The sequence below is a fragment of the Burkholderia sp. GbtcB21 genome, assembly GCF_019091065.1.
In the GTDB taxonomy this organism is placed as follows: domain Bacteria; phylum Pseudomonadota; class Gammaproteobacteria; order Burkholderiales; family Burkholderiaceae; genus Burkholderia; species Burkholderia pyrrocinia_C.
Window position 1 is genome coordinate 46,220 of sequence record NZ_JAGXKA010000021.1, and the last position, 26,110, is coordinate 72,329.

Annotated in this window: 22 protein-coding genes and 2 riboswitches; of the genes, 16 read left to right on the forward strand and 6 right to left on the reverse strand. The window is 65.7% G+C overall.

Translation table 11 applies throughout. From position 1 onward, the window contains the following. Position 1 precedes the first annotated feature (1 nt). The 9 genes from KVT39_RS32325 to KVT39_RS32365 all read left to right on the forward strand — a co-directional run bounded on the left by KVT39_RS32325 (position 2) and on the right by KVT39_RS32365 (position 6,283). Positions 2 to 253: a hypothetical protein gene (locus KVT39_RS32325; protein ID WP_105390911.1), complete on the forward strand. Its 252-nt coding sequence runs from the start codon at positions 2 to 4 to the stop codon at positions 251 to 253. 299 nt (positions 254 to 552) lie between these two features. After that, positions 553 to 1,023, forward strand: coding sequence for a PRC-barrel domain-containing protein (locus tag KVT39_RS32330; protein ID WP_105390910.1), 471 nt, complete (start codon positions 553 to 555; stop codon positions 1,021 to 1,023). 141 nt (positions 1,024 to 1,164) lie between these two features. Next, on the forward strand, positions 1,165 to 1,338 hold the full coding sequence (locus KVT39_RS32335) for a CsbD family protein (RefSeq protein WP_034182579.1): 174 nt from the start codon (positions 1,165 to 1,167) through the stop codon (positions 1,336 to 1,338). A gap of 760 nt (positions 1,339 to 2,098) precedes the next feature. Then, positions 2,099 to 2,269 (forward strand): hypothetical protein, encoded by a 171-nt coding sequence (locus KVT39_RS32340; RefSeq protein ID WP_175749121.1) that lies wholly within the window; start codon positions 2,099 to 2,101, stop codon positions 2,267 to 2,269. A 247-nt stretch (positions 2,270 to 2,516) separates the two neighbouring features. Beyond that, the gene (locus KVT39_RS32345; protein ID WP_175749120.1) at positions 2,517 to 2,711 is read left to right on the forward strand and encodes a hypothetical protein; all 195 of its coding nucleotides are present in this window, start codon (positions 2,517 to 2,519) and stop codon (positions 2,709 to 2,711) included. Positions 2,712 to 2,912: 201 nt separating this feature from the next. After that, positions 2,913 to 3,338, forward strand: a complete 426-nt coding sequence (locus KVT39_RS32350) for a PRC-barrel domain-containing protein (protein ID WP_034182280.1) — start codon at positions 2,913 to 2,915, stop codon at positions 3,336 to 3,338. A gap of 178 nt (positions 3,339 to 3,516) precedes the next feature. Then, on the forward strand, positions 3,517 to 3,705 hold the full coding sequence (locus KVT39_RS32355; protein WP_034182279.1) for a CsbD family protein: 189 nt from the start codon (positions 3,517 to 3,519) through the stop codon (positions 3,703 to 3,705). A gap of 86 nt (positions 3,706 to 3,791) precedes the next feature. Beyond that, entirely contained in the window at positions 3,792 to 4,727 is a 936-nt protein-coding gene (locus tag KVT39_RS32360) for a hypothetical protein (RefSeq protein WP_034182278.1), read from the forward strand. Between the two features lie 158 nt (positions 4,728 to 4,885). After that, positions 4,886 to 6,283 (forward strand): phosphatidylserine/phosphatidylglycerophosphate/cardiolipin synthase family protein, encoded by a 1,398-nt coding sequence (locus tag KVT39_RS32365; protein WP_235212525.1) that lies wholly within the window; start codon positions 4,886 to 4,888, stop codon positions 6,281 to 6,283. A gap of 137 nt (positions 6,284 to 6,420) precedes the next feature. Here KVT39_RS32365 and KVT39_RS32370 read toward each other — a convergent pair whose 3' ends face one another. After that, complete coding sequence (locus KVT39_RS32370) at positions 6,421 to 7,452, reverse strand: ABC transporter substrate-binding protein (protein WP_175749119.1); 1,032 nt, start codon at positions 7,450 to 7,452, stop codon at positions 6,421 to 6,423. Positions 7,453 to 7,588: 136 nt separating this feature from the next. Further along, a riboswitch (guanidine-I (ykkC/yxkD leader) is annotated at positions 7,589 to 7,711 on the reverse strand. A gap of 468 nt (positions 7,712 to 8,179) precedes the next feature. After that, a riboswitch (guanidine-I (ykkC/yxkD leader) is annotated at positions 8,180 to 8,315 on the forward strand. A gap of 58 nt (positions 8,316 to 8,373) precedes the next feature. Here KVT39_RS32370 and KVT39_RS32375 point away from each other — a divergent pair. From KVT39_RS32375 to KVT39_RS32400, 6 genes are all read left to right on the forward strand, one after another. Continuing rightward, positions 8,374 to 9,129, forward strand: a complete 756-nt coding sequence (locus tag KVT39_RS32375) for an urea amidolyase associated protein UAAP1 (protein ID WP_217590984.1) — start codon at positions 8,374 to 8,376, stop codon at positions 9,127 to 9,129. 11 nt (positions 9,130 to 9,140) lie between these two features. Beyond that, a complete protein-coding gene (locus KVT39_RS32380; protein WP_034182276.1) occupies positions 9,141 to 9,794 on the forward strand; it encodes an urea amidolyase associated protein UAAP2 in 654 nt (217 codons plus the stop codon). 82 nt (positions 9,795 to 9,876) lie between these two features. Further along, on the forward strand, positions 9,877 to 13,473 hold the full coding sequence (uca, locus tag KVT39_RS32385; protein WP_217590985.1) for an urea carboxylase: 3,597 nt from the start codon (positions 9,877 to 9,879) through the stop codon (positions 13,471 to 13,473). Next, positions 13,470 to 15,434 carry an allophanate hydrolase gene (gene atzF, locus KVT39_RS32390; protein ID WP_217590986.1) on the forward strand — a complete coding sequence of 655 codons (1,965 nt, stop codon included), beginning with the start codon at positions 13,470 to 13,472 and terminating at the stop codon, positions 15,432 to 15,434. The genes uca and atzF overlap by 4 nt, the downstream gene beginning before the upstream one ends. A gap of 48 nt (positions 15,435 to 15,482) precedes the next feature. After that, the gene (locus tag KVT39_RS32395) at positions 15,483 to 16,457 is read left to right on the forward strand and encodes an ABC transporter permease (RefSeq protein ID WP_034182273.1); all 975 of its coding nucleotides are present in this window, start codon (positions 15,483 to 15,485) and stop codon (positions 16,455 to 16,457) included. Between the two features lie 45 nt (positions 16,458 to 16,502). Beyond that, complete coding sequence (locus tag KVT39_RS32400; RefSeq protein WP_217590998.1) at positions 16,503 to 17,417, forward strand: ABC transporter ATP-binding protein; 915 nt, start codon at positions 16,503 to 16,505, stop codon at positions 17,415 to 17,417. A 73-nt stretch (positions 17,418 to 17,490) separates the two neighbouring features. Here the strand turns inward: KVT39_RS32400 and KVT39_RS32405 are convergent, their stop codons facing one another. From KVT39_RS32405 to ansP, 3 genes are all read right to left on the reverse strand, one after another. Continuing rightward, positions 17,491 to 18,333: a formate/nitrite transporter family protein gene (locus KVT39_RS32405; RefSeq protein ID WP_175749115.1), complete on the reverse strand. Its 843-nt coding sequence runs from the start codon at positions 18,331 to 18,333 to the stop codon at positions 17,491 to 17,493. Between the two features lie 336 nt (positions 18,334 to 18,669). Beyond that, the gene (locus KVT39_RS32410; RefSeq protein WP_217590987.1) at positions 18,670 to 20,025 is read right to left on the reverse strand and encodes a nitrate regulatory protein; all 1,356 of its coding nucleotides are present in this window, start codon (positions 20,023 to 20,025) and stop codon (positions 18,670 to 18,672) included. A 112-nt stretch (positions 20,026 to 20,137) separates the two neighbouring features. Further along, positions 20,138 to 21,628 carry an L-asparagine permease gene (gene ansP / locus KVT39_RS32415; protein WP_217590988.1) on the reverse strand — a complete coding sequence of 497 codons (1,491 nt, stop codon included), beginning with the start codon at positions 21,626 to 21,628 and terminating at the stop codon, positions 20,138 to 20,140. A gap of 229 nt (positions 21,629 to 21,857) precedes the next feature. Between ansP and KVT39_RS32420 the strand changes: the two genes are divergently transcribed. Beyond that, on the forward strand, positions 21,858 to 22,103 hold the full coding sequence (locus KVT39_RS32420; RefSeq protein ID WP_161785065.1) for a hypothetical protein: 246 nt from the start codon (positions 21,858 to 21,860) through the stop codon (positions 22,101 to 22,103). Between the two features lie 116 nt (positions 22,104 to 22,219). On the opposite strand, the gene KVT39_RS32425 is transcribed toward KVT39_RS32420, so the two are convergent. Next, positions 22,220 to 23,917, reverse strand: coding sequence for a M4 family metallopeptidase (locus tag KVT39_RS32425; protein WP_217590989.1), 1,698 nt, complete (start codon positions 23,915 to 23,917; stop codon positions 22,220 to 22,222). Between the two features lie 558 nt (positions 23,918 to 24,475). Continuing rightward, positions 24,476 to 25,867: a PLP-dependent aminotransferase family protein gene (locus KVT39_RS32430; RefSeq protein ID WP_131946312.1), complete on the reverse strand. Its 1,392-nt coding sequence runs from the start codon at positions 25,865 to 25,867 to the stop codon at positions 24,476 to 24,478. Between the last annotated feature and the right edge of the window lie 243 nt (positions 25,868 to 26,110).

A 26,110-nucleotide genomic window follows, 5' to 3' on the forward strand; every position in this document is an offset into this window, starting at 1 on the left:
GATGACCGAATCCGGCTGCGGATTCAACCGCCCGCTCTCCCGTATTGTCCTCACGGCAGACGTCGCCGCTGCCATGCTGTTGTGGATCCGCCAGTTCCTTTTCGCGGCCCCGTACGGCGCCGTACCGACTTCCTATCCTGGCTACGCGCATTGTTGCGATTCGCTCTCCATCTTCAATGTCCTGGATCTCCCACGTGAACGGCGGGCGCGCAGTGCACAGGGCGGCGAGATGCGATGCCTGTACGACACGTAACCGTCGGCATTGTGTGTACCCGACGCCATCACGGCCGGGACAGCCGGCGAATTCTGATGCCGTCGTCAACGGCAGGTCTGCAAACCGGGCGGTGGGCAACGACTGCTCCGGTAGCGCGTGCCGCTGCGGAAAGGCTGTTTGAACGTAACACTCGATCTTGCTCGTGTAGTGGCGGGCATTGGCAGACGACGCGAACGGCGGCCATGCGACGCATATCGCGTGACCGGTGTGTGTGCCGTCCATCACGGCGAGCCGGCGATCCGCGCCGGCGTTCCGCGAAACGAACCCAGGAGGGAATCATGACGATACCAGACCAGACCCATCGGTCATCGACCAGCGATACAGGTGCCTCGATTGTCGGCAGCGGGACCGGCGAGGGACCAGGCCCCAACGTGATGGAGGCCGATACGCTCAAGGGCAATAAACTCTTCACGTCCGACCGGGTGGACATCGGGAAGATTACAGAAATCATGCTGGACGTACGCAGCGGCCGGATCGCGTATGCCGTGCTGTCGAGCGGGGGCTTTCTCGGCATCGGCGGCAAACTTTACGCGATTCCGTGGAGTGCGCTGACCCTGGACACGGACGAAAAATGCTTCCGGCTCGACGTTACCGCGGACCACGTAAAAAATGCCCCCGCGTTCGACAAGGACCATTGGCCGTCGATGGCGGACGAGCAGTGGGGGGCGTCGCTTCACAAGTTCTACGATCGGCAGCCGTACTGGATAGCGACGCGCGACGTTGTCACGAATCGTCCGCCGCAACACTGAAGCGCACTCGCCAGCCGGGCGAACGATCTGGATAACAGAGGATTTTCATCGAATGCCGACCCATCGGTCGGACCGTGTCATCACCCGACGGCAAAAGATCGCTGCATCATCCACGAACCCGTTACGTATTGGAGCTCTACCATGAACAAGGATCAAGTCAAGGGAACTGCCGAGAAGGTAAAAGGCAAGGTGAATGAAGTCATTGGCCGGGCCACGCACAACACGAAACAGGAAGTCAAAGGCGATCTCCAGCAAGCGGCCGGCCAGGCCCGAAAGAATCTTGGCGACGCGAAGGAATCTGTCAAAAAGACCTGATTGAATACGGGGGCTTCACGGGCGGGGGGGCATTCCCCCTCGCACCGTGCTTCACGAAACGGGTTACATCCGACTGGCATGGGGTCGGCCGTGTGCGATCGAACATCGCGACGCGAATCGGAAGAATAAAAATAGAAGCCCCCGGCTCGGCAACGGCAGCGGGACCAGGCACCACATCGCGAATATGCGTCGTCGACGAGCGCCGCATGCTCCATTGACGCAGCCGGCCGTCGGTCATGGCCATTCGGGTTCGTATACCTGGCGAGGGATGCGCTCAAACCGAGTTGGCGAATGCATATCGTACGGAACGCATCGCGACCTCACTTCGGCTACTACCGTACAGACATACGCTGCCGCATGCGAGAACGTGACGTTGCGTCCTTCGCGCACCGGGATTCCAGGATCTCGGTCGCGAGGCGCGCATTTGAACCGATAACCGGCGCAACCGCGCAAGCCTTTGTTGCGGCAGAACGCCGGGTATCGCTGCAAGTTCCGCCCGTGTGGCCCAGTGGCCCACCAGTCGCGCAACCGAGCAGGCCAGTGTCTAACTTGAGGGGAGGTTTGTCATGTACAACATCGTCTGGCTCGTTGGAGCCGTGGTCATCGTTCTGTTCGTCCTCGGCTATTTCGGATTGAGATAGGGCGTCGCGTTCACGTGCTCGTCATGCGATGGCTGGTCAACGGCGGCGATCTCATCCGTGGCAGTGAAGCCGCAAGATGATTCAGATCGCGACAGCCATCGTTTATGGCAGGAGGCGAAATGAAGACGCTCAGGATCATCGGCTACGCGGGCCTCATGGCAGTCGCGATCATGTTGTTCGTCGCGATGTGCGCGGTCCTGGAGGACGGCATGATTTCTAGCGATGCGCATCGACAGGGGCTGACTGGCAACACGCTTTCCAGCCCCGGATCGCTGAATCGCTTCAGTTAAGCCGCCGGTCACCGATTTGCCCGACATATTTGGAGCGACTCAGGCATTCGAGGGGCAGAGGCGTGTGCGCCATTCTCGATGTCCGCATGCGTCGAAAATCGGCTTGCCATTTGCAACCGACGTTTGAGGCCGCGACAGCGCCGCCACCGGCGCCGCGATCGCCTTACCGCTGCTCCCCGCATGGGTACGGCAGCGTACCGACTTCAGGACTGGTCGCGCATAGGGTAGGTTGACCTGATTCGAACGCATGTCGCGCCAGTTCGGATGTGTCCTCCTGCCGCATACGCGCGATGCGAACAGAACACGCATCGGTGCAGAACACCTTCGACAGGGCACCTCGACGAGCATCGTTCATGCGCCGCGCTTCCAATGTCATCGCCTCGACAACTACGGATACCGGGACCGCGAAACGATGGCGCTCAAAGCGATGCTCGGGCTGTGAGCAGGTCACGGCAACCCGCGCGCATGCCGGCACGAAACACTCGAATCGGGCATGTTTTTCGGCCCGCATGACGGCGGCCGATTGCAGGCGAAGCGTGCGGCGCGCTGGCTCGAAACAGAGCCGGATCGGCGCGAGCGTCGCACCGTCACGCTAGCCGGCGACGCGCGCCGGCATTTCGCGCAATGAACACAGGAGCAGGTCATGACACTCGTTTCTCCCAGCAATCAACCGCCGAGCAACAGCAGCGGCGCCCGGATCATCGGTCACGCAACCAGCACAGGCGGGGCCGGCCCCAACGTCATGGCGGCTACCACGCTGACCGGCGACAAGGTTCTATCGTCCGATGGCAAGGAGATCGGAAAGGTTATCGACATCATGCTGGACGTATGCAACGGCCGGATTTCGTATGTCGTGCTGTCTTGTGGCGGCTTTCTCGGGATGGGCGACAAACTTTTTGCCGTGCCTTGGGGAGCGTTCACCCTGGATACCGACGAGAAATGCTTCCGGCTCGACGCAACGGAAGAGCGGATGAAGAGCGCCTCCGGATTCGACAAGGACCATTGGCCTGCGATGGCGGATTCGCAATGGGCGTGGGCGCTTCATTCGGGTAACACGCCGCCGATGTAGTGGTACGTCAGCAGCAGGCTTGGCCGGCTTTCCGCCATGCACGCGTCAGCGTGACTGCGGAATGCAGTGAGCGATTGCTGATTTTTTCAGATTCTGCCGTATCGCGCGCATCGCTCAACGCGCTGCTCGCGACGGGCGGCAGATCATCCAGGCAACAGGTGTAACCGGAGCGTTCATCATGAACAAGGATCAAGTCAAGGGTGTCGCAGAGAAGGCGAGGGGCAAGGTCAACGAGGTAGTTGGCCGAGCCACTGGCGACACGAAGCAGGAAGTCAAAGGCGATGTCCAGCAAGCAGTTGGCGAAGCGCAGAAGAAGTACGGCGACGCCAAGGAAGCGATCAAAAAGCAGGCGAAGAAGACGCATTGATCGCAGCGTCAGTCGCGATACAGGGACGCCGCGATACTGCGGCATCCGATCGCCGCACAATACCGTCGCGAGCCGGAGCATAACGAATGAGTGCATCTGCCGGAAACCCAGCCAGCCACGCGCTACGCAAGGCGGCGTTGATGGCGTCCGTGCTGATGGCGTGCTCCCTGCCATGCATGGGAGGGACGCCTGCGGACGGTGCGGACGAGGCGGCCAACTTGCGCGAAGCGTACCGGAAGCTGATTCCCCGGCTCGATCACAACCAGTTCAAACGCCCGTTGTATCTCGATTCGGAAGAATCGTCTTCCACGCTCAAGGGCGAGGTCTACGCGGTGATGGCCTACCCGTTCGCGGCCGTCAACGGCGCGTTCAACGACCCTTCGCGCGGCCCGTCGAACTGGTGCGACGCATTGATCCTGCACCCCAACATCAAGTATTGCCGAACCACCAGCGGCCGCGGCAGTACGCTGATCGTGAACGTCAGCGAGAAAGAAGTTGCCGAAGAACTCGGCACGACCTACCGGGTGCAATTCGAATACGACGCGGCGACCACCGGCCCGGGCTACTTGCAGGTCAAGCTCCATGCGGACCGAGGACCATTGAACACCCGCGATTACCGGATCGCGCTGGAAGCGCTGGCGCTTGACGGCAACCGCACGTTCCTGCATCTGACCTACGCCTATAGTTACGGCGTGATCGGGCGTCTTGCGATGAAGGCCTATCTGGCCGCCTTCGGTCGCGGCAAGGTCGGCTTCACCGACATCGCCGATCCGTCCGCGGCTCAGGCGGAATACATCGGCGGGGTGCGCGGCCTCATGGAGCGCAACACGATGCGCTACTACCTGGCCATCGATGCGTACCTCGGCGCGCTGTCCAGCCCGCCCGACAAGCGGCTGGAGCAACGCCTGACCGACTGGTTCGACGCCAGCGAGCGATATCCGCGACAACTGCATGAAATGGATCGGCAGCAGTACATGCAGATGAAATACGACGAATACCAGCGCCAGCAGACCAAGCAGTAGCTTCGGGTGGACGAGCCGGCGAGATACGCAGGCGCCGGCCCCGGTGCACTGCGATTCGTCATGGAAATTGACGCGCAAATGCGAGGATGGCAGGTACGTTGCCGCGTCGTGCGATGAGATAAAGCCAGGCACGCCGCACCGGTTTTTCGGAACAGTCGATGATGATTCGCGCACTGACAGGGATTGCGACAGCCGCCTGCGGCCTGGCGATCGCAGGCGGTTGCACGAGCTTGCCCGATACGCAGTTCCTGAGCGGCCGCTACGCCACCCAGGCGGCACGCTTTGAAAGCGCCTGGGGACCGTTATCGGCGAAGCGTAGCGCCACCATCGTCAAGGATCTGAAGCGCAGCGCCGGGGGCACAGTGCTTCTGGACAAGCAGATCGCACTCGAGCAAGCCATCAGTGGCAGCCCGCTCGTGGTCGGCAATGAGGTCCGCTTGTTGCAGGATGGTCCGGCAACGTACCAGGCCATGTTCGAGGCCATGGCCGCGGCGAAAGATCACATCAACCTGGAGACCTTCGGCATCGACGACAGCGACGTAGGGCGGCAATTCGCCGATGCGATGATCGCGCAGCAGTCGCGCGGCGTCCAGGTGAACCTGATCTACGACAGCGTGGGTGCACTCGGCACGCCCAGCACCTATTTCGATCGTCTGCGGGCCGCCGGAATACGGGTACTGGAATTCAATCCGGTGAATCCGTTGTCGACGCGCAAGCCCTGGGCGTTGAATCATCGCGATCACCGCAAGCTGCTGATCGTCGATGGGCGTACGGCATTTCTGGGTGGCATCAACATCAGCAGCGTCTACTCGAGCGGCTCATCCGGCAGGCATCGTTCGGCCTCGACCGACGAGGCCGGCGCGGCACGCGGGTGGCGCGACACCGACGTGCAGATCAGCGGCCCGGTCGTCGCCGAATTTCAGAAACTGTTCCTGCAGACCTGGAGCACGCAGAACGGAAAACCGCTGGCCGAGCGCCACTATTTTCCCAAGTTGCGGCCGCAAGGTCCGGAAATCGTTCGCGCGGTCGGAAGCACGCCGGATGATCCGTTCAGCCTCATTTATCTGATGCTCATCGCGGCGATCAGCAATGCGGAGCAACGTGTGTATCTCACCAACGCCTACTTCGTCCCCGATCCGCAACTGGTCAACGCGTTGGTCGACGCGGCCAAGCGTGGCGTCGACGTCCGAATGATCCTCCCCGGCCGCTCCGATTCGGCATTGGCATTTTATGCCGGCCGCTCGCACTACGAGGATCTGCTGGATGCAGGCGTCAAAATCTATGAGAGGCGGGGCGCGCTGCTGCACGCCAAAACCGCGATCGTGGATGGCGTCTGGTCATGTGTCGGTTCCAGCAACCTGGATTGGCGCAGCGCGTTGGACAACGATGAAATCAATGCAGTCGTCCTGGGCCAGACATTCGCACAACGAATGGAGAGCGCTTTCGACGAGGACATGGCCGCTTCCGACGAGATCGGCAGGGAAAGCTGGAAGCACAGGTCGCTGCTGCTGCGCGTCAAGGAGTGGACAGCCCGGCTGTGGGGCCATTTCTTGTAGTCGCGCGAGGGCGTGGCGTTCGCCCGGCAATCCACCGCCTTCACGCCTGCGCCGGGCTCCTCGACACCTTTCGGATCCCGGCGGCGGCCGCTCGATATCGACAGATGACATCGTTCCGGGCGGCCCGCCCGCCGCCTTCAGTGCGATTCGACGAGACGCGGATCGATATACGCGTCGATGTCCTGCGACTGCTTGTAGACCGCGTTGCGCACGTTGAATGCATTCGCGTTGCGGGTCGATCCGTAGATCGAATCGAGACCGTCACCCTTGCGGAACGCCTGCTTCGCTGCCGCGGCATCGAGCAGGTGCGTGCCCTTCAGCAGCGGCAGATACTGCGCCGGCGCGAGGCCCACGCGGGCGGACATGATCTTCACCGCGTCGGCCTGCGTCTTCGGATCGTTGATGTAGGCCACGCAGCGATACCAGACCTTGACGACCTTCGCCCAGTCGGCCCGGCGCGCGGCGAGGCTGGTCGGCGTCACCGTGATCGCGTCGTAGATCAGCCCCGGCGCATCCGCCGACGTGAAGATCGCGCGCGCACCCGGCGCGCGTTTCAGCGCCTCGCCGGCATTCGGCTGCCACGCCGCGACCGCCGCGATGTCGGACGATGAGCCGAGCACCTGCGGCAGTTCGTTGGTCTTCGCGTTGACGAGCGTGACGTCGCCGTCCTTCAGCCCGTGCTTCTGCAGCGCGGTTTCGAGCAGCAGGTGATCGACGAGCCCGAGCTCGACGCCGACCTTCCTGCCCTTCAGGCCTTCGACGGTCCGCAGCGGCGGCTTCGCGATGATCATGTCGTTGCCCGCCGAATAGTCGGTGAGCAGGATCATCACGTTCTTCGCGCCGGACGCGCCCGTGACGAGCGCATCGCCGTTGGTCACCGCGACCGCGTCGAGCTTGCCCGCGGAGAATGCGTCGAGCGACGCCGAGTAATCGAACCATTCGAAATCGACGTCGACGCCGGCTTCCTTGAACCAGCCCTTGTCGAGCGCGACCTGGAACGCGACCCAGCCGGGCCAGTCGCTGTAGCCGATTTTCAGCGGCGGGGCCGCATGCGCGGCGGGCGCGGCGAACAGCGACGTCGTGACGGCGACGGCGGCAAGCGCATGACGGACGGAACGAAGGTGCCGGGAGGACAGCAGGCGGCGGAACGGCGAGGCGAGGCGGGTCATCGTTTTCTCCAGGAGACCGGGATCGGGATCGTCGGCACGGGTCGCGCCCATGCGCGATCCGGCCGCGTGACCGGTTCCTGCGGATGCGGGACGAACGACCGGCCACGGAGAGGCGCGACGGCCGTCGCCATCGCCAATCTCCCGGGCTTTTGTCCCGCCGTGTAGCGCCACGCGCGCACGGTCAGACGACCGTACGCACCGACGCCGGGCTGCTCTCGGACCAGACGTTCGACGAACCGGAACCCTAGCATCCCTAAGATGCGACTCCGCCGCACCTCTCGGCATCGGAGCGAGCGAGAAGCATGCCAGCGATGTGATCCGGCCGCTGACGTGCGTCGGAAACGCGCCGTTCAGCGACTGCGCGCCGCACGCTGAAGTTCGATGAAACGCGCGGAAAACAGCGCGGCCAGCGCGCGCCGAAGCAGGTCGAGTTTGTTCATGAGCGATCGGTGGACAGAGTGACGGTGTGCGTATTCAGCAATGGCCGTGCCATTGCGATCGCACGCGGTGCGCGTGCGTATTGCTGGCCCGCGGCTGCCCCGCGCTGGTGCCGGCCGCGTTCGAGTGGTGCGCACGCTGCCCAACGGGAGGGCGGGCCGATGCGCGTGCATGGCGCGCCGTTCGTCCTCGCATGCCCCGCCGAACGGGGCCGCGCGTGCTCGGATGCATGCGCTGGCACGCAACTCGCTTATTCACCGTCCGAGAGGTGCGAAGCAATTTGCATCATCTTCAGGATCGCTAGGGTTCCGGTCGCGCGGCGTCACACGCCGTGCGATGTCTGGTCCGAGAGCAATCCGGTCTTGCCGCCTGCCTTGTCACGAGGATCCGGCGAGGCTCCACGGAGGGACAAAAGCCCGGGAGGTCGCGATGTCGTTCGGTCGCCCTCTCACGCCTTTTGTCCAACCGATCCGAGGAGCCGCCATGTCGCCGAGCCCCCAAGCCCCGCTTGCCCCGTTGCCGCACGTCGTGTGGGAAACGGTCGTTCCCGCCGGAACCCACTGGTCTGGCATCCTGCGCCGCGGCCTCGCGCTGCGCGTCGTCGATCTCGATGGCGGCGCGAACCTGTCCGCCGTGTTTCATCGTCACGAAGATCCGCTCGAACGCTACAACATGGCCGATACGCTGAAGGCGCAGCACACCGCGCACCTGACGCGCGGCCACGCGCTGTATACGGACATGGGCCGCGTGATCGCATCGATCACGGCCGATACGCTCGGCTGGCACGATCCGCTCGGCGGCATCGGCGATGCGCGGCTGTTCGCGCGCAAGTACGGCGAGTCGTCGTATCAGGCCGATCGCAACGCGATGATCCGCAACGGCCGCGACAGCCTCGTGCTCGAACTCGCGAAATACGGGCTGTCAGCGCGCGACCTCGTCGCGAACGTCAATTTCTTCAGCAAGCTCGCGCCGCGCGACGACGGGTCGTTCGACTTCGTCGCGGGCCACTCGCCGGCCGGCAGCGCGTTCGACCTGCGCTTCGAGATGAACACGCTCGCCGCGTTCTCGACCGCGCCGCATCCGCTCGATCCGCAGCCGGCCTATGCGCCGAAACCCGTGAAGTTGATCGCATACCGCGCGTATCCGGCCGACGGCGCCGCGCCGGACGACGATCCGTGCCGCACCGCGTGCGCGGAGAACACGCGCGGCTTCGTCAACACCGACCGACTGTTCGCTTGAGGAGACCCGACATGCCGATCATCGAAAGCCGCCTCGACCCGCGGCACGCGATCTACGACACCACGCTGAACGCCGGCGAACCGTGGCTGCACGACGTGAAGCGCGGGCAGGTGCTGCGCATCCTCGACCTCGAAGGCAACCAGGCCGTCGACACGCTGTTCTATCGCACCGACGCACCCGACGAGCGCTACAGCGCGCAGGACACGATCCGCGAGCAGCGCAACCTGTACCTGAGCGCGGGCAGCGTGCTGCTGTCCAGTCTCGGCAATCCGATGGTGACGATCGTGGCGGACACCTGCGGCCGCCACGACACGCTCGGCGGCGCGTGCGCGGCCGAGAGCAACACGGTGCGCTACGCGCTCGACAAGCGCCACATGCACAACTGCCGCGACAGCTTCCTCAACGCGATCGCGCACTGCGCATGCGGCACCGGCGCGCGGCTGACCAAGCGCGACCTCGTCGGCAACGTCAATTTCTTCATGAACGTGCCGGTCACGCCGCTCGGCGGGCTGACGTTCGAGGACGGCATTTCCGCGCCCGGCAAGTATGTCGAGATGCGCGCGGAGATGGACGTGACGGTGCTGATCTCGAACTGCCCGCAGCTCAACAACCCGTGCAACGGCTACAACCCGACGCCGGTGCGGCTGACGATCTGGGAGGCATGATGAACGACCCGCACGCTCACTATTTTTCGCTGCCCCCCAAAGGGGCGGTTGCCTGCCTTGGGGCGGCCCGGCGGGAGGCAACATGAGATTCGCAAAAGTCCTCGTCGCGAACCGCGGTGAAATCGCCTGCCGCGTGATCCGCACGCTGAAGCGGCTCGGCATCGCGTCGGTCGCGATCTACTCGGAAGCCGATCGCGATGCGCGCCACGTGACGCTCGCCGACGAAGCCGTCTGCGTCGGCGCCGCGCCGGCGGCCGACAGCTACCTGAACGTCGCCGCGATCCTCGCTGCGGCGCGCGCGACCGGTGCGCAGGCCGTGCATCCCGGCTACGGCTTTCTGTCGGAGAACGCCGAGTTCGCCGACGCATGCGAGGCCGCCGGCCTGCGCTTCATCGGGCCGAGCGGCGCGCAGATGCGCGCGTTCGGCCTCAAGCACACCGCGCGCGAACTGGCACGCGAGCACGACGTCGCGCTGCTGCCGGGCACCGGGCTGCTCGCGGATGTCGCGACGGCGCTCGCCGAAGCCGATGCGATCGGCTATCCGGTGATGCTGAAGAGCACGGCGGGCGGCGGCGGCATCGGCATGTCGCTGTGCCGCGACGCCGCGCAGCTCGCGACGGCGTTCGAATCCGTCGTGCGGCTCGGCAGCGCGAACTTCGCGCACGCGGGTGTCTATCTGGAGAAGTTCGTCGAGCACGCGCGGCACATCGAGGTGCAGATCTTCGGCGACGGGCGCGGCGGCGTGATCGCGCTCGGCGAGCGCGACTGCTCGGTGCAGCGGCGCAACCAGAAGGTGATCGAGGAAACGCCCGCGCCGGATCTCGCCGACGGCGAGCGCGCCGCGCTGCACGCAAGCGCGGTGCGGCTTGCGCGCGCGGTCGCCTATGCGTCGGCCGGCACGGTCGAGTTCGTGTTCGATGCACGCGAGCGCCGCTGCTATTTTCTTGAGGTGAATACACGGCTGCAGGTCGAGCATTGCGTGACGGAAGCCGTGACCGGCATCGATCTCGTCGAATGGATGATCCTGCAGGCCGAAGGCGACCTGCCGCCGCTCGATACGCTCGCCGTCGCGCCGCGCGGCGCGAGCATCCAGGTGCGGCTCTATGCGGAAGACCCGCACCAGCAGTTCCGGCCGAGCGCGGGCGTGCTCACGCATGTCGCGTTTCCGGACGCGGTGCGCGTCGATACGTGGATCGATGCGGGCACCGAGGTCAGCGCCTATTACGATCCGCTGCTCGCGAAACTGATCGTGCGCGGCGATACGCGCCGCGATGCGCTCGCGGCATTGCGCGACGCGCTGGCCGCCACCGAGCTGTACGGGATCGAGACCAATCTCGACTACCTGCGCGCGATCGCCGGTTCCGACACGTTCGCGCGCGGCGCGCAGACCACCGCGTTCCTGTCGCGTTTCGCGTTCGCGCCGCACACGATCGACGTGCTCGACGGCGGCGTGCAGACGACCGTGCAGCAAACGCCGGGCCGCGTCGGCTACTGGGCCGTCGGCGTGCCGCCGTCCGGGCCGATGGACGATCGCGCGTTCGATCTCGCGAATGCGCTGCTCGGCAATCCGCGCGACGCCGCCGGCCTCGAGTTCACGATGGTCGGCGCGACGCTGCGCTTCAACACCGACACGCTGTTCGTGCTCGGCGGCGCGCCGCTCGCGGCGACGCTAGACGGCGCGCCCGCACCGTTCTGGCAGGTGCTGCGCGCGGCGCCCGGCGCGGTGCTGAAGCTGGGCGGCGTGACGGGCGCCGGCGTGCGCGCGTGTCTCGCGGTGAAGGGCGGGCTGCAGGTGCCGGACTATCTGGGCAGCAAGGCGACCTTCACGCTTGGCCAGTTCGGCGGCCACGCAGGCCGCGCGCTGCGCAAGGGCGACGTGCTGCACCTGCATGCGGATGCGGGGCGCGGCGAAGCCGGCGCGACGCTCGCCGAAGCCGACCGGCCCGCGCTGACGCATGCGTGGACGCTCGGCGTGCTCGACGGCCCGCACGGCGCGCCGGATTTCTTCACGGCGGACGACATCGCGATGCTGTACGACACGCGCTGGACGGTCCATTACAACTCGAGCCGCACGGGCGTGCGGCTGATCGGCCCGAAGCCGCAATGGGCGCGCGCGGACGGCGGCGAGGCGGGCCTGCATCCGTCGAACATCCACGACAACGCGTATGCGATCGGCGCGGTCGATTTCACCGGCGACATGCCGGTGATACTCGGGCCCGACGGGCCGAGCCTCGGCGGCTTCGTGTGCCCGGTGACGGTCGTGCGCGACGAGCTGTGGAAGCTCGGGCAGTTGCGGCCGGGCGACACCGTGCAGTTCGCGCGCGTGGCTGCGGCTCCCGAATGCGCATCGCCGGCACCGGCTGCTTCGTCGAACGCGGCTGCGCCGGATGACTGCGTGCTGTACCGCGATCCGGCAGCCGGCAACGGCATCGGCGTCGTCTACCGGCGCTCGGGCGACCGCAACGTGCTGATCGAATACGGCCCGCTCGTGCTCGACCTGAACCTGCGTTTTCGCGTGCACGCGCTGATGTGCTGGCTCGACGCGCACCGGCTGCCCGGCATGCTCGACCTCACGCCCGGCATCCGTTCGCTGCAAGTGCATTTCGATGCGCAGGCACTGCCGCTCGATGCGCTGCTCGCGCATCTGCAGGCGGCCGAGCGCGAGCTGCCCGACGTCGCCGACATGCGCGTGCCGAACCGGATCGTGCATCTGCCGCTGTCGTGGGACGACCCGTCGACGCGCGTTGCGATCGAGCGCTACATGCAGTCGGTGCGGCCGGATGCGCCGTGGTGCCCGAGCAATATCGAGTTCATCCGCCGGATCAACGGCCTCGACAGCATCGACGACGTGAAGCGCATCGTGTTCGACGCGCGCTACCTGGTGATGGGGCTCGGCGACGTCTATCTCGGCGCGCCCGTCGCGACGCCGCTCGATCCGCGGCACCGGCTCGTGACGACCAAGTACAACCCGGCGCGCACGTGGACGCCGGAGAACGCGGTCGGCATCGGCGGCGCTTACCTGTGCGTGTACGGGATGGAAGGGCCCGGCGGCTATCAGTTCGTCGGTCGCACGGTGCAGATGTGGAACCGTCACCGGACGACGCGTGCATTCGAGCCCGGCAAGCCGTGGCTGCTGCGGTTCTTCGACGAGATCCGTTTCTACGAGGTCAGCGAGGCCGAGCTGGCCGAACTGCGCGCGGATTTCATCGCGGGCCGCGCCGAGCTGAAGATCGAGGAATCCGTGTTCGATCTCGGCGCGTACAACCGCTTCCTGCGCGACGAAGCCGAATCGATCGCCGCGTTCAAGGCGATGCAGCAGGCCGCGTTCGATGACGAGCGCGAGCGCTGGCGGGCCGCCGGCCACGCCGAGTATGCGGGCGAAGCCGGGCAGGGCGACGCCGGTGCCGGTGCAGCGGCGGCCGGCGACACGCTCGCCGACGAACAGCGCGGCATTACCGCCGACGTGTCGGGCAGCGTATGGAAGGTGCTGGTCGAAACCGGCGCGCGGGTGACCGAGGGGCAGGTCGTCGCGATTCTCGAATCGATGAAGATGGAGGTGTCCGTGGTGGCGATGGAAGACGGCGTGATCGAGACGGTCGATTGCGTGCCGGGCGCGGCGGTCGTCGCCGGCCAGCGGCTGATGGTGATGAAGGCCGGCGCGGCCGAGGAGGTCGCATGAAGCCCTTCGATCGTCATCCGCTACCCGACCTGAGCTCGATCGCCGCGCTGCGCGCGCGGTACGAGGCCGGCAGCCTGACGCCGCATGCGCTCGTCGATGCGATCGCCGCGCACTTCGACGCGGGCGATCCGCATCATGCGTGGATCCGGCCGCTGACGCACGACGAAATGACACGCTACGCGGATGCGCTGGCCGGACGCGACATCGCCGCGCTGCCGCTGTATGGCGTGCCGTTCGCGATCAAGGACAACATCGACCTCGCCGGCATTCCGACGACGGCAGCGTGCCCCGCTTACGCGTATGTGCCGGCGCGCAGCGCGCCGGTCGTCGAGCGATTGATCGCCGCCGGCGCGATCCCGATCGGCAAGACCAATCTCGACCAGTTCGCGACCGGGCTGTCCGGGCAGCGCTCGCCGTACGGCGCGTGCCGCAATGCGCTCGATCCGCGTTATGCGTCGGGCGGATCGAGTTCGGGATCGGCGGTGGCCGTCGCGCTCGGCGTTGCCGCGTTCGCGCTCGGCACCGACACGGCCGGGTCGGGCCGCGTGCCGGCCGCGTTTCACGGGCTCGTCGGGCTCAAGCCGACCAAGGGCGTGCTGAGCACGCTCGGCGTGGTGCCGGCCTGCCGGTCGCTCGACTGCGTGTCGGTGTTCGCGCATGCGCCGGGCGACGCGCGCGCGGTGTTCGCCGTTGCGCACGGCGTGACGGACGGCGATCCGTACAGACGCGCGTGGCAGCCGTTGCTCGATGCGAGCGGCAGCCATGCGCGGCCCGCCCGGCCGCTCGCCAGCATGCGCTTCGGCATGCCGCGCGCCGATCAGCTCGAGTTCTTCGGCGACGCGTCGTACCGGGCCGCGTGGCAGACGGCCGTCGAACGCTTGCGTACGACCGGCGCACGAATCGTCGAGATCGATTTCAGCGCGTTCCTCGCGACCGCGCGGCTGCTGTACGAAGGGCCGTGGGTCGCCGAGCGGCTGGCTGCGATCGGCGCGTTCTTCGCGGAACGGCCCGACGCGCTGCATCCGGTGATTCGCGAGATCGTCGGCGGCGCGGCGCGCTTCAGCGCCGCCGACGCGTTCGCGGCGTTCGACCGGCTCGCCGCGCTGCGCGTCGACGCGGCCCGCGCCTGGGACGACATCGATGCGATCGTGATGCCGACGTCGGCGACGACCGCGACCGTCGACGAACTGGAAGCCGATCCGATCGTCGTCAACGCGCGCTTCGGCTATTACACGAACTTCGTGAACCTGCTCGACCTGTCCGCGATCGCGGTGCCGGCGGGTGTCTGCGATACCGGACCGCATGCGGGTTTGCCGTTCGGCATCACCTTCGTCGGCCGCGCGCACGACGACGCGATGCTGCTCGATCTGGCCGACGCGTGGGGCGCTGCGCAGCACGGCGACGCCGCGACGGGCGAGGGCGCTTGCAACGCCAACGCCAACGCCAACGCCGATGTCGATGCCGACGATCATGCAAACGCAGGCGCGAACGAACCTCATGCCGCCGCGCGCGACAAGCGTTCCGGTGCGATCACGCTGCCGCTCGCCGCGCCGGCGGGCGTCGTGCGCGTGGCCGTCGTCGGCGCGCATCTGCGCGGCGAGCCGCTGAACGGGCAGCTCACGCAGCGCGGCGCGCGCTTCGTCGCCGCGACGACCACCGCGCTGTCCTACCGCCTCTACGCATTGAGCGCGGCCGTGTCGGGCGGCGTCGCGAAGCCGGGCCTCGTGCGCGTGCCGGAAGGCGGTGCGGCGATCGCGGTAGAGATCTGGGAGATGCCGGTCGCGGCTTATGGCAGCTTCGTTGCCGGCATCGGTGCGCCGCTCGGCATCGGCACGCTGACGCTCGCGGACGGCGCGCAGGTGCAGGGCTTTCTCTGCGAACCCGCCGCGCTCGACGGCGCCGTGGACATCACGCGCTTCGGCGGCTGGCGCGCCTACCGTGCGAACGGCGCGCCGCACTGAACGCCCGGTCGCCCGCGACCGGCAAGCAACACGATACGGAGATTCACCATGTCAGTGACCCGCAATACGACCGACTGGCTCGCGGTGCGCCGCGAGCTGTCGACCCGCGGCAAGTGGACGCTCGGCGTCGCGTCCTTCCTGCTGCCGCTCGCCGTCTGGTGCGTGCTCAGCTACGTGCCGTTCGTCTGGCATCCGCAGGTGCGCATCACGAACCCTGGCAGCGTCGATTATTTCCAGCCCGGCATGCAGATCGACCGCGACGTATTCGACGACGAGCTCGCGCATGCGCGAGCGACGCATGCGGCCGTGCCCGAAGGCGAGCGCGCGAATCCCGTGTACCTGCCCGCGCCGCATCAGGTGCTGCGCGCGTTCTATACGGCGTTCACGACACCGCCGGCTTCGCGCGACGGCGTATGGCTGCACGAAAGCCTGTGGCACAGCATCCGCATCATCTTCTGGGGCTTCGTGATCTCGTCGGCGATCGGCGTGCCGATCGGCATCGTGTGCGGCACCTTCAGCGCGCTCGCGCGGCTGCAGGAGCCGTTCTTCGAGTTCTTCCGCTATCTGCCCGCGCCGGCGTTCGGCGCGCTGATGGTGGCGATCCTCGGCATCTACGACGCACCGAAGATCGCGATCATCGTGATCGGCACGTTCTTCCAGCAGGTGCTGATCGTCGCGAACACCACGCGCAAGCTCGAGTACGGGCTGTTCGAGGCGGCACTGACGCTCGGCACGAAGAAGCCGGGGCTGATCGCGCACGTCGTCGTGCCGGGCATCCTGCCCGACCTGTATCGCGACCAGCGGATCCTGCTCGGCTGGGCGTGGACCTACCTGATCGTCGCCGAGCTGGTCGGCACCAGTTCGGGCATCACGTGGTACATCAGCCAGCAGGCGCGCTACCAGCATTTCGACAACGTCTATGCAGCGATCCTGATGATCGGGATCATCGGCCTCGGGACCGACATCGTGCTCGCGCTGCTCGGCCGCCGGCTGTTTCCATGGGACCGCACGCTGAAGGCGTGACGGCTGAAGACGATGACCTACCGCATCCTTTCGGAAGAAACGATCATGCAGAATCCGCACAGCCTTCCCGACTACCTGCTCCAGTCCGACGCCGTGAGCGAACGCTTCGCACGCCTGAAGGCGCGCGACGTGATTCTCGACGTGCGCCATCTCGGCAAGCGCTTCCGGTCGCCGCAGGGCGAAGTGGTCGCGCTCGACGACATCAGCTTCCGCACCCACCGGCGCGAGTTCGTCTGCGTGATCGGGCCGTCCGGTTGCGGCAAGTCGACGCTGATCCGCATCCTGGCCGGGCTCGAGTCGCAGACGAGCGGCGACGTGCTGCTCGACGGCAAGCCCGTGCAGGGCCCCGGCGCCGATCGCGGGATGGTGTTCCAGGGCTATACGCTGTTTCCGTGGCTGACCGTGAAGAAGAACGTGATGTTCGGCCTGAAGCGCAACGGCAGCAGCAGCGGCGAGGCGGAGCGCGAGGCGCTGCAATGGCTCGACCTCGTCGGGCTCACGCGCTTCGCGGACGTATATCCGCACCAGTTGTCGGGCGGGATGAAGCAGCGCGTCGCGATCGCGCGCGCGCTCGCGAACCGGCCGCGCATCCTGCTGATGGACGAACCGTTCGGCGCGCTCGATGCGCAGACCCGCGCGAAGATGCAGGCGCACCTGCTCGACATCTGGCGCAACATCGACGTGACGGTGCTGTTCATCACGCACGATCTCGACGAGGCGATCCTGCTCGCGGACCGGATTCTCGTGCTGAAGGCCAATCCGGGCAAAGTGCAGGAGCTGATCGAGGTGCCGGTGCCGCGCCCGCGCGGTTATTCGCAGTTCAACACGCCGGAATTCATCGCGACCAAGGCGCGGCTCGAAGCGCTGATCCATCCGGAGCCGACGGGCGCAGCGCCGGACGAAGACGCGGTGCGCCCGCACATGATCCGGATGACGGACGTGACGGACAACGTCGAGTGACGTACGCCGCCCCGCTGCGTGACGAACGCAGCGGGGCGGCCTGACACGGGTTGATGCGGAGCCGCAGGATGGATCAGGCCTTGCGTGCGACGACGCCTACAGGCGAAGCGGGCACGCGTTTCGGCGCGGTCTTGTAGTGCGTGCTGTACAGCGCCGCGCCGACGAACAGCAGCCCGCCGACCAGGTTGCCGAGCACCGTCGGGATCTCGTTCCACAGCAGATAGTCGGCGATCGTGAAGTGGGCGCCGAGCATCAGGCCGGACGGGAACAGGAACATGTTCACGACCGAATGCTCGAAGCCCATGTAGAAGAACACGAGGATCGGCATCCACATCGCGATCACCTTGCCGGGAACCGACGTCGACATCATCGCGGCGACCACGCCGGTCGATACCATCCAGTTGCACATCACGCCGCGCACGAACAGCGTGAGCATGCCGGCGGCGCCGTGCGCCGCATAGCCGAGCGTGCGCGCTTCGCCGATGCCGCCGATCTTCTGTCCGATCGCGTTCGGCGCCTCCGAAAAGCCGAACGTGAAGATGATCGCCATGAACAGCGCGACCGTCAGCGCGCCCGCGAAATTACCGAAGAACACCAGCGTCCAGTTGCGGAACACGCCGCCCCAGGTCGCGCCGGGCCGGCGGTCGATCACCGCGAGCGGCGCGAGCGTGAAGACGCCGGTAAGCAGGTCGAAGCCGAGCAGGTACAGCATGCAGAATCCGACCGGAAACAGCAGCGAACCGACCAGCGCGTTGCCGGTGTTGATCGTGATGCTGACCGCGAACGCAGCCGCGAGCGCGAGGATCGCGCCCGCCATGTACGCGCGGATCAGCGTGTCGCGGGTCGACATCGACAGTTTCGATTCGCCGGCGTCGACCATCTTGGTGACGAACTCGTTGGGCGTGAGGTAGGCCATGGTGTGTGCTCGCAAGGTTGGACGGGCAAAAAAAATCCGCGCCGGGCACTCGCTCGACATGCGAGTGCCCGGCGCGGACGCTGTTATCCACGGGATCGTCCGCCATGGTTCGACATGGCGCGACCGTCAGGCCGCCATTAGCCCGACGAACGTGTTGTTCGCAACTTTCATACCAGTGGCGGGGAAATCGCGATGCAGGCAGGCGGGGCGCGACATGCCGGGGGCGCCGGCCGTGAGCCGATCGCCGCGAATCGCACTCGCGCGGTGCAATTCGCGCCTCCTGCACGCGCTGTGGGCGCTACCGCGGTGCGTGGCGCGGCGCGCGCTCCGGTCAGCTCAGGTCGTGCCGTCGTCGCGCGGTGTCTTCGGCGCGCTTCGCTGCGTACGTCGCCGCGCGGCGGGCTGCGCGTGCTCGTCGATGAATCGCTCGGGCGACGTCAGCGCGTCTTCCGCGATATCGGCAAGCGGCCGATTGCGGTCCATCGACGCTTTCTGCAGCATCCGGTACGCCTCGTCCTCCCGCAGGTTGAAGCGCGTCATCAGCGTGTTTTTCGCGCGCTGCACGAGCTTGCGTTCGTAAAGCGCGCGACGTGCGGCGTCGAGTTCGACCTCCGCGCCGGCCAGTCGCGCCGATTGCGATTCCAGCAGGGATTTGAGGCTGGCGAGCGTCGACGGATCGGCGCCGGAGAGGCGCTCCGGCAGTTCGTGAACCGCCGCGCGCGCCGACAGCGGATCGCCGGCGAAGAAATGGGCGAGCGCCTGGATATGCGGCGGCGGGTTGTTCCGCAACTGCGCCATCAGGCGCTCGGAGTCGCGCAGCGTCCGATCCGCGTCGTCGATCCGGGCGTCGCACGTTTCCTGCACCTGCAGCGTCAGCGCGATCTGAAGGTGCCAGAGATCGTCGATGCGGGCGCTCGCGGCGTCGAACCAGGCTTCGCTCAGGCCCGCATCGAGCGTGTCGCCGGCCTGCGCCGTGCACAGTATGCGTCGCAGCTTCTCGAGCGCCGCCACGTGCGGCCCCGTCATGCGCGTTTCCCGCCATGCGTTTTGCTCGGCGCTCGCGAAATTCGCAAAGACTTCGAGACTGCGCTCCTGCGCCGCGATCAGATACAGCAGGCGCTGCTGCTGGTCCGCCGAAAACGCGCCCGCCGCGAACATGTGCGCGCCGACGGCGCGTTCCTGCCCCGCTTCCTCCTTGCCTTCGACGACGTGGACGAGCGCGATCAGCATGCGCGACACCGACGGATCGGCCGCGCTGTCGGCCAGCTGGAAAATCAGCTCCACCAGGCCGCCGATCACGGTGCTGAACGCCTGGACGGAATCCGGCGCGGACAGCGCGCTGCGGTCGATCCGTTCCCGCAGCGCTTCCAGCGATTCCAGGTCGAGCAGCACCCATGCGATCAGCGACAGCAGGCGCGACGTCGAGCCGCGCGCGGGCGCCAGTTCCAGATCCAGGCGCTCGCGCAGCTGCGCGACGAGCGGTGCGGATTCGTCGCGTGCCGCCGCGCGTTCTGCGACGAAACGCCGGCCGAGCGACGCCAGATAGATGCTGGTCGCACCGCGCTCGCGCTGCAGCGCGTGGATCAGGCGGCCGAGCAGGTCGATCAGCTCGATCTGTTCGGCCACGCGGCGCAGCGACGCGATTTCCTGCTGCTTGGCGAGCAGCGCGAATTGCAGGGCGGTGGCGGACATGGCGGCGTTGAACGGCGGCAGGGGCTAACTGCAGTGTAGTGCGGACAATAAATGTCGTTGTCGCGGGATTTTTCTGAACTTTGCACGGCCGCCGTCCGCTATCGCGCGTCGCCTAGTCGTCGCCTTTTTCGAGGACGCTCTGCGTGAGCGCGACCGACGGAATCGTCGGTTTGAGCGACGCACGGCGCGCGCGGCCGCTCAACCACTTCCAGCCGGCGACGAGCAGCAGTGCGACCAGCGGAATCGACGCGATCGTCCACGTGCCGTTCGGGTAGTCGAACGCCATCAGGACCAGCACGCCGAGCAGGAACAGCAGCGTGAGCCACGACGTCACCGGCGCGCCGGGCATCCTGAACGGCACGTCGTCCACTTCGCCGCGTTTGACGGCCGCCCGGAACTTCATCTGGCAGACGATGATGAACCCCCACGTGCTGATGATGCCGAGCGACGCGATGTTCAGCACGATCTCGAACACGCTCGACGGCACCAGATAGTTGAGCAGCACGCCGATCACGTAGATCGCGACCGTCACGAGAATGCCCGCGTACGGCACGGATTGCGCGCTCATCCGCCCGAGGAACGCAGGCGCCGAGCCGCCCATCGACAGCGAACGCAGCACGCGCCCGGTCGAATACAGCCCCGAGTTGAGACTCGACAGCGCCGCCGTCAAAACCACCAGATTCATCACCGAGCCGATACCGGGAACGCCGAGCGCGCCGAAGAACGTGACGAACGGGCTTTGCCCCGCCTTGTACGCGCTCCAGGGCAGCAGGCAGACGAGCAGGACGACCGACGCGACGTAGAAGATCGCAATGCGCCAGATCACGCTGTTGATCGCGCGCGGCAGCACCTTGCGCGCATCCTTGCATTCGCCGGCTGCCGTGCCGACCAGTTCGACGCCGGCGAACGCGAACACCACGCCCTGCACCAGCACGAGCGCCGGCATCAGTCCGTGCGGGAAGAAGCCGCCGTTGTCGGTGATCAGGTGCATGCCGGTGTCATGGCCCGCGACGTGTCCGCCGGTGCCCAGGATCACGGAGCCGATGCCGAGAAACAGCACGATCGCAGCGACCTTGATCAACGCGAACCAGAACTCCATTTCGGCGAACCACTTCACGCCGATCAGGTTCATCGTGGCGACGATGCAGAGCGCGATCAACGCGAAGATCCATTGCGGAATACCGGCGAACGGCGTCCAGTAATGCATGTAGAGCGCGACCGCGGTGATGTCGACGATGCCGGTCATTGCCCAGTTCAGGAAATACATCCAGCCCGCGACGAAAGACGCTTTCTCGCCGAGGAATTCGCGCGCATACGACACGAAGCTGCCGCTGCTCGGCCGGTGCATCACCAGCTCGCCGAGCGCACGCAGGATCAGGAACGAAAACACGCCGCACACCAGGTAGACGATAGCGAGCGACGGCCCCGCAGCCTGCAGTCGCGCGCCGGCCCCGAGGAAAAGCCCCGTGCCGATCGCACCGCCGATCGCGATCATCTGCACCTGTCGATTGCCGAGTGTCTTGTGATAGCCGGCCTCGTGGGATTCGAGCCAGCTGCGTTTGTTGGTTTCGCCGGTCGGCGACGGTTCAGGAATCGATGCCATGGCTGCCCCCTCTTGCATTTGCGTGATCGCATTCATCCGGATCGCGTGACGATCAGGACCCACCGGCACCTGCGACCACGACGCGTAGAGACACGTCGGGCATCCTGGTCGCGGCTCGCCGGCAACAGCGAGGGGCACGGTCAGACACGAAAGTATTCAGCCGTAATTCCGCTCACAAACAGCATGCAAATTTGGACTGAGCCTGTTCGAATCTGTGCATACGGGGGTAATGGAAAGCTTTTTGTTATATGGCTTCCCGTTTTGGGTGCGTTGCGTTCGACGGTGCGCCATTTCGGCTTCTGCGCCGAATTTCGACAACCGTAACTTCGATGGCGAGCGCGGCCGCGATCGTGCAGATGATGCCGATCGAGTTGCCGACCATCTTCGGATTGCAGAACACGCGATCGGCGACGAGCGCAATCAACGTCGGGCCGAGTCCGAAGCAAATCAGCCGCCTGCAATCGCAGGCAGCTGATCGGCACCTGCCTTTCTCATGTCCGAGCGCCGCGTGAGCTCGATCGACTCGCTTTCCTCCGAAGCGACGAACCGCCACGCGGCTTTCCGGCGTTCAATACGCCCACCCAAGCGCGATCAATTCACCCCGACCGCACTCCACGCGCGCGCGACCGTGGCGCTCTCGGTCGAGTTCGCGCCATACAGGTCGTTCGCCGCCTGGATCGACGCACGCCGCGCGCTCGGGTAGCTCGAGTTGGCGTTCAGGTACACGGTCAGCGTCCGGTACCAGATCTTGCCGGCCTTCTCGCGGCCGAGGCCGCTGAAGGTCGTGTCGCCGTTGCAGACCAGCTGCGTCCTCGACAGGCCGGTGTCGGTCGACGGCACCGCCGGGCCTTCCGAAAGCAGGTAGAAGAAGCGGTTGCCGACGCCCGACGTGAAGTGCGGATCGTGGCGCGGATTCGACCACGAGAAACCGCCGGACGGATAGCAGCTGAACGACCGGCCATCGAGATCCTGCTTGTACATCTTGCGCAGGCCGCCGCTCACCACGCGCGCGCCGATCACGTAGTTGCCGGGATCGTTCGGGTTGTTCGCGTAGAACTTCACGAGCGTGCCGAAGATGTCGGACGTCGATTCGTTCAGGCCGCCGGCGTCGCTCGAATAGTTCAGGTTGGCGGTGGCCTCGGTCACGCCGTGGCTCATCTCGTGCCCGGCCACGTCGACCGATACGACCGGCTTCGGCAGGCTCGTGCCCGACTGGCCGTCGCCGTACACCATGATGTGCGACGGCATCCATGCCGCGTTCGCGCCGGTCGTGCCGCTGCCGGTGTCGAACACTACGTGCGCGAAACTCTTCACGCCGCGCCCGTCGTTGAAGATGCCGTTACGGTTGTGCGTAGTCCTGTAGTAGTCCCAAGTCAACGCGAGGCCGTAGTCGATATCGGCGGCGACGGTTTGCCGGTCGGTGGTCGAGCTGTTGCCCCACACGTTCGTGCTGCTCGTGAAGATCGGCAGGTCGCTCGCTTGCTCGACGTCCTCCGCGATCAGCCCGCGGCCGTCGTAGACGGAGCCGCTGCCGCGGGTCGGATCGAGCATCCGGTACGCGTTCGTGCCGGTCTGGTCGGTGGTCAGCGTCAGGTTGCCGTAGTACAGCGAGCGGCCGGTGCCGGTCGCGGCGGCGGTCTTGATCAGGTCCTGCGCATCGAGCACGGTGCCCGTGCGCGCGTCGACGTAGTACAGCACGGCGTCGCCGTGCGCGTCGGTCGCCTTGCCGTATACGCGTACCGCGTAGGCCAGCGTCGGCGTGACGTCGCGCGCGAACACGACGAGCTCCGCATCATCGATGCGGCGCACGTCCGAGTTGAAACGCGCGGCCGCGATGCGCTTGACCCTGGCCGCACCCACGTTGGGCGCGTTGCGCACCACGAAGCGGTCGCCGACCTTGCCGATCTTGCCGGCGAGATCGATCGGCGCGGCCTGGGTCAGGCTCGCTTGCTTCAGCTGCCCCTGGTTCGAATGGACGACGACGTCGCCGCCGATCACGGGCAGACCCGCGTAGAAGCGGTCGAAACGCACGTGCTCGGTGCCGTCGGGATCGACGATCACGTCGCGCACCCGGAACTGGTCGCCGTCCGTCGGCGCGCTCGCCTGCGGCGCCGCGAACTTCAAGGTGCGAGCGGCGCTGCCGGTAGCCAGGCTGAAGGCGGACGGGTTCTGCTGGATCAGTTGCAGCGCCCTGTCGACCGCGGCCGGCTGGTCGCCGGCTTGGGCAAAAGCGCTGAGACTGGCGAGGGTAATCGCGGTGATGGACAGCAGACGAGACAGTTTCTTCATGTAATCCCCCAGATTATGAATAAAAGCGTGATTTTCGAGGAATGCATCAAGGATAAACTTTGATATGAGACATGTCGCGAACCGCAGGGGCATGCTAGGAGGTAGTTTTTATAATTACAAGATATTTTCTGTCAGGTTAATTTTTTATCCTTTCGATGTTAATCAAGTCGGGATTTGGTGAGAAATATGAAATGATCTTGTCGGCCGCGTTGGCGGTATCGGCAGCATTGCGCTGGCGGAGTGCGCTTGGGGAGGGGCGGGTGACACGGGGGCGCCGCTCGAGCGGAACGGGCGATGTGGAGCGGAGCGACAACGACGGCCATAATTTACTTTATTAAATATTATTTATTCTCACTATGGCGCTATCGTTATTCGGAAGTCGATGATCGGAAAATGTGCCGGCATGGATACTGGTAGCCGGGACTGGCGGGCTGGTTCGAGGACGCAAACCAACATGAACGCAAATGAGGTCATCAAGCATCACATCTGCGTACACCAGCGTTATGACACTTCAGGTCGGCAATTCGAGTTCGAATGTCTTCGAGGCTGTATCGGCCGCTACATCGCCGCACCGTAAAGATGATGTGCGTCGACCAATGCATCCGCGACGAGCTGCAAACCGTCCAGGCATTGCTCCTGGCTCTGCGGCCCGCCGAGGCAGATGCGGATCGCGGCCGGCGGGTCGCCGTCCGTCGAAAATGCCGCGCTTGCCACGGCGGCGACGCTTCGACTCCGCAGATGCTGCGCCAGATCGGGGGCAGTCCACAGGCACTCGCGCGGAATCGGCAACCAGAGATGGAAACCGTCGGGATGAGCATCGAAAGGCCATGCGCCGAGAATCCGCCTTGCAATCGCCTGCCGTGCATGCGCCTCCGATCGAATCGCGGCCAGCATCTCGCCTGCCGTGCCGTCGTTGACCCATTGCGTGGACAGCAGCATCGTGAACGGACTCGGCATCACGGTCGTGGCGCGCAATGCACCGGCGATACGCTGTGCTTCGCGCACCGTCGGCGCCAGCAGGTAAGCGATTCGCAGCCCGGCGCCGAGGTTCTTCGACATGCCGGTCACATAGTAGGTCAGCTCGGGCGCCAGCAATGCCAATGGCGGCGGCGCGCTCTGCGGCAGCATCGCGTAGGCGTCGTCCTCGATGATGGGCACGTTGTAGCGCGTCGCGATATCGGCCAGCGCTTCGCGGCGTCTGAACGGTATCGTGAGCGTGCTCGGGTTCTGCAGGGTCGGGTTGCAGTACAGCGCGGCAGGCCGTCCGCTTCTGCAGAGCGATTCGAACGCATGCGGCAACGGTCCGTCGTCGTCCCGTGGCAGCGGCTGCAACTGCACGCCCAATTGTGACGCGATAGCCTTGATGCCGGGGTAAGCGAGCGAATCGAGGCAGATCGAATCGCCGCGGCGCGCGAGCCTGGAGATGAGCGCGACGAGGGCGCTGTGGATGCCCGGGCAGACCAGTACGGCGTCGCCGCTGCAGCCGGGCAGGCGATTGGCCAGCCACGCGCGTCCGGCGGCGCGATCCGCCGGTGTGCCGCCGAAATCCTGGTATCGCATCAGCTGGTAAGGATCCGCTGCATCGAACAATGCCGCAGCCGATTGCTGCAGCCGCCTGGCCATCTCGGGCGGCTCGGGCGGCATGTTCATCGACATTTCGATGCTGCTCCCGCCCGACAGCGGAATCGTTCGCGTCGGGCCGCGCACGAATGTGCCGCTTCCTGCACGCGAATCGAGCAAGCCGCGTCGGCGAGCTTCAGCATAAGCGCGGGCCACCGTCGTGTAGTTCAGGTTCAGCGCACTGGCGAGATCGCGCAGCCCGGGCAGGCGGTCGCGCGGTTTAAGCCGGCCTGCAGCGAGATCTTCCTCGATGAGGTCGGGAATCAGCAGATACGCCGGTTTCCTGCTTTCCAACAGGCGCTTCGACCAATGATGGATGGCGTAATCCATACCTGTTTCCATTTGATGATTCATCAAAACGTTAGCATGGCGCATTAATCGACAATATATATATCGCCACTTTGAAGTCGGATGATTGCATTGATCGCATCATGTATCGGATTGATGCATCGATGCACGCTGGATGCGCACCGGTTCACTCCTGCTGCATCAGTCAGGTGCGCCGTCTGGCCCGGTCAGGCCGGTTCCGGTCGGATCCGGATTGGGTCACGCAAGGATCGGACCGGCGGCAGC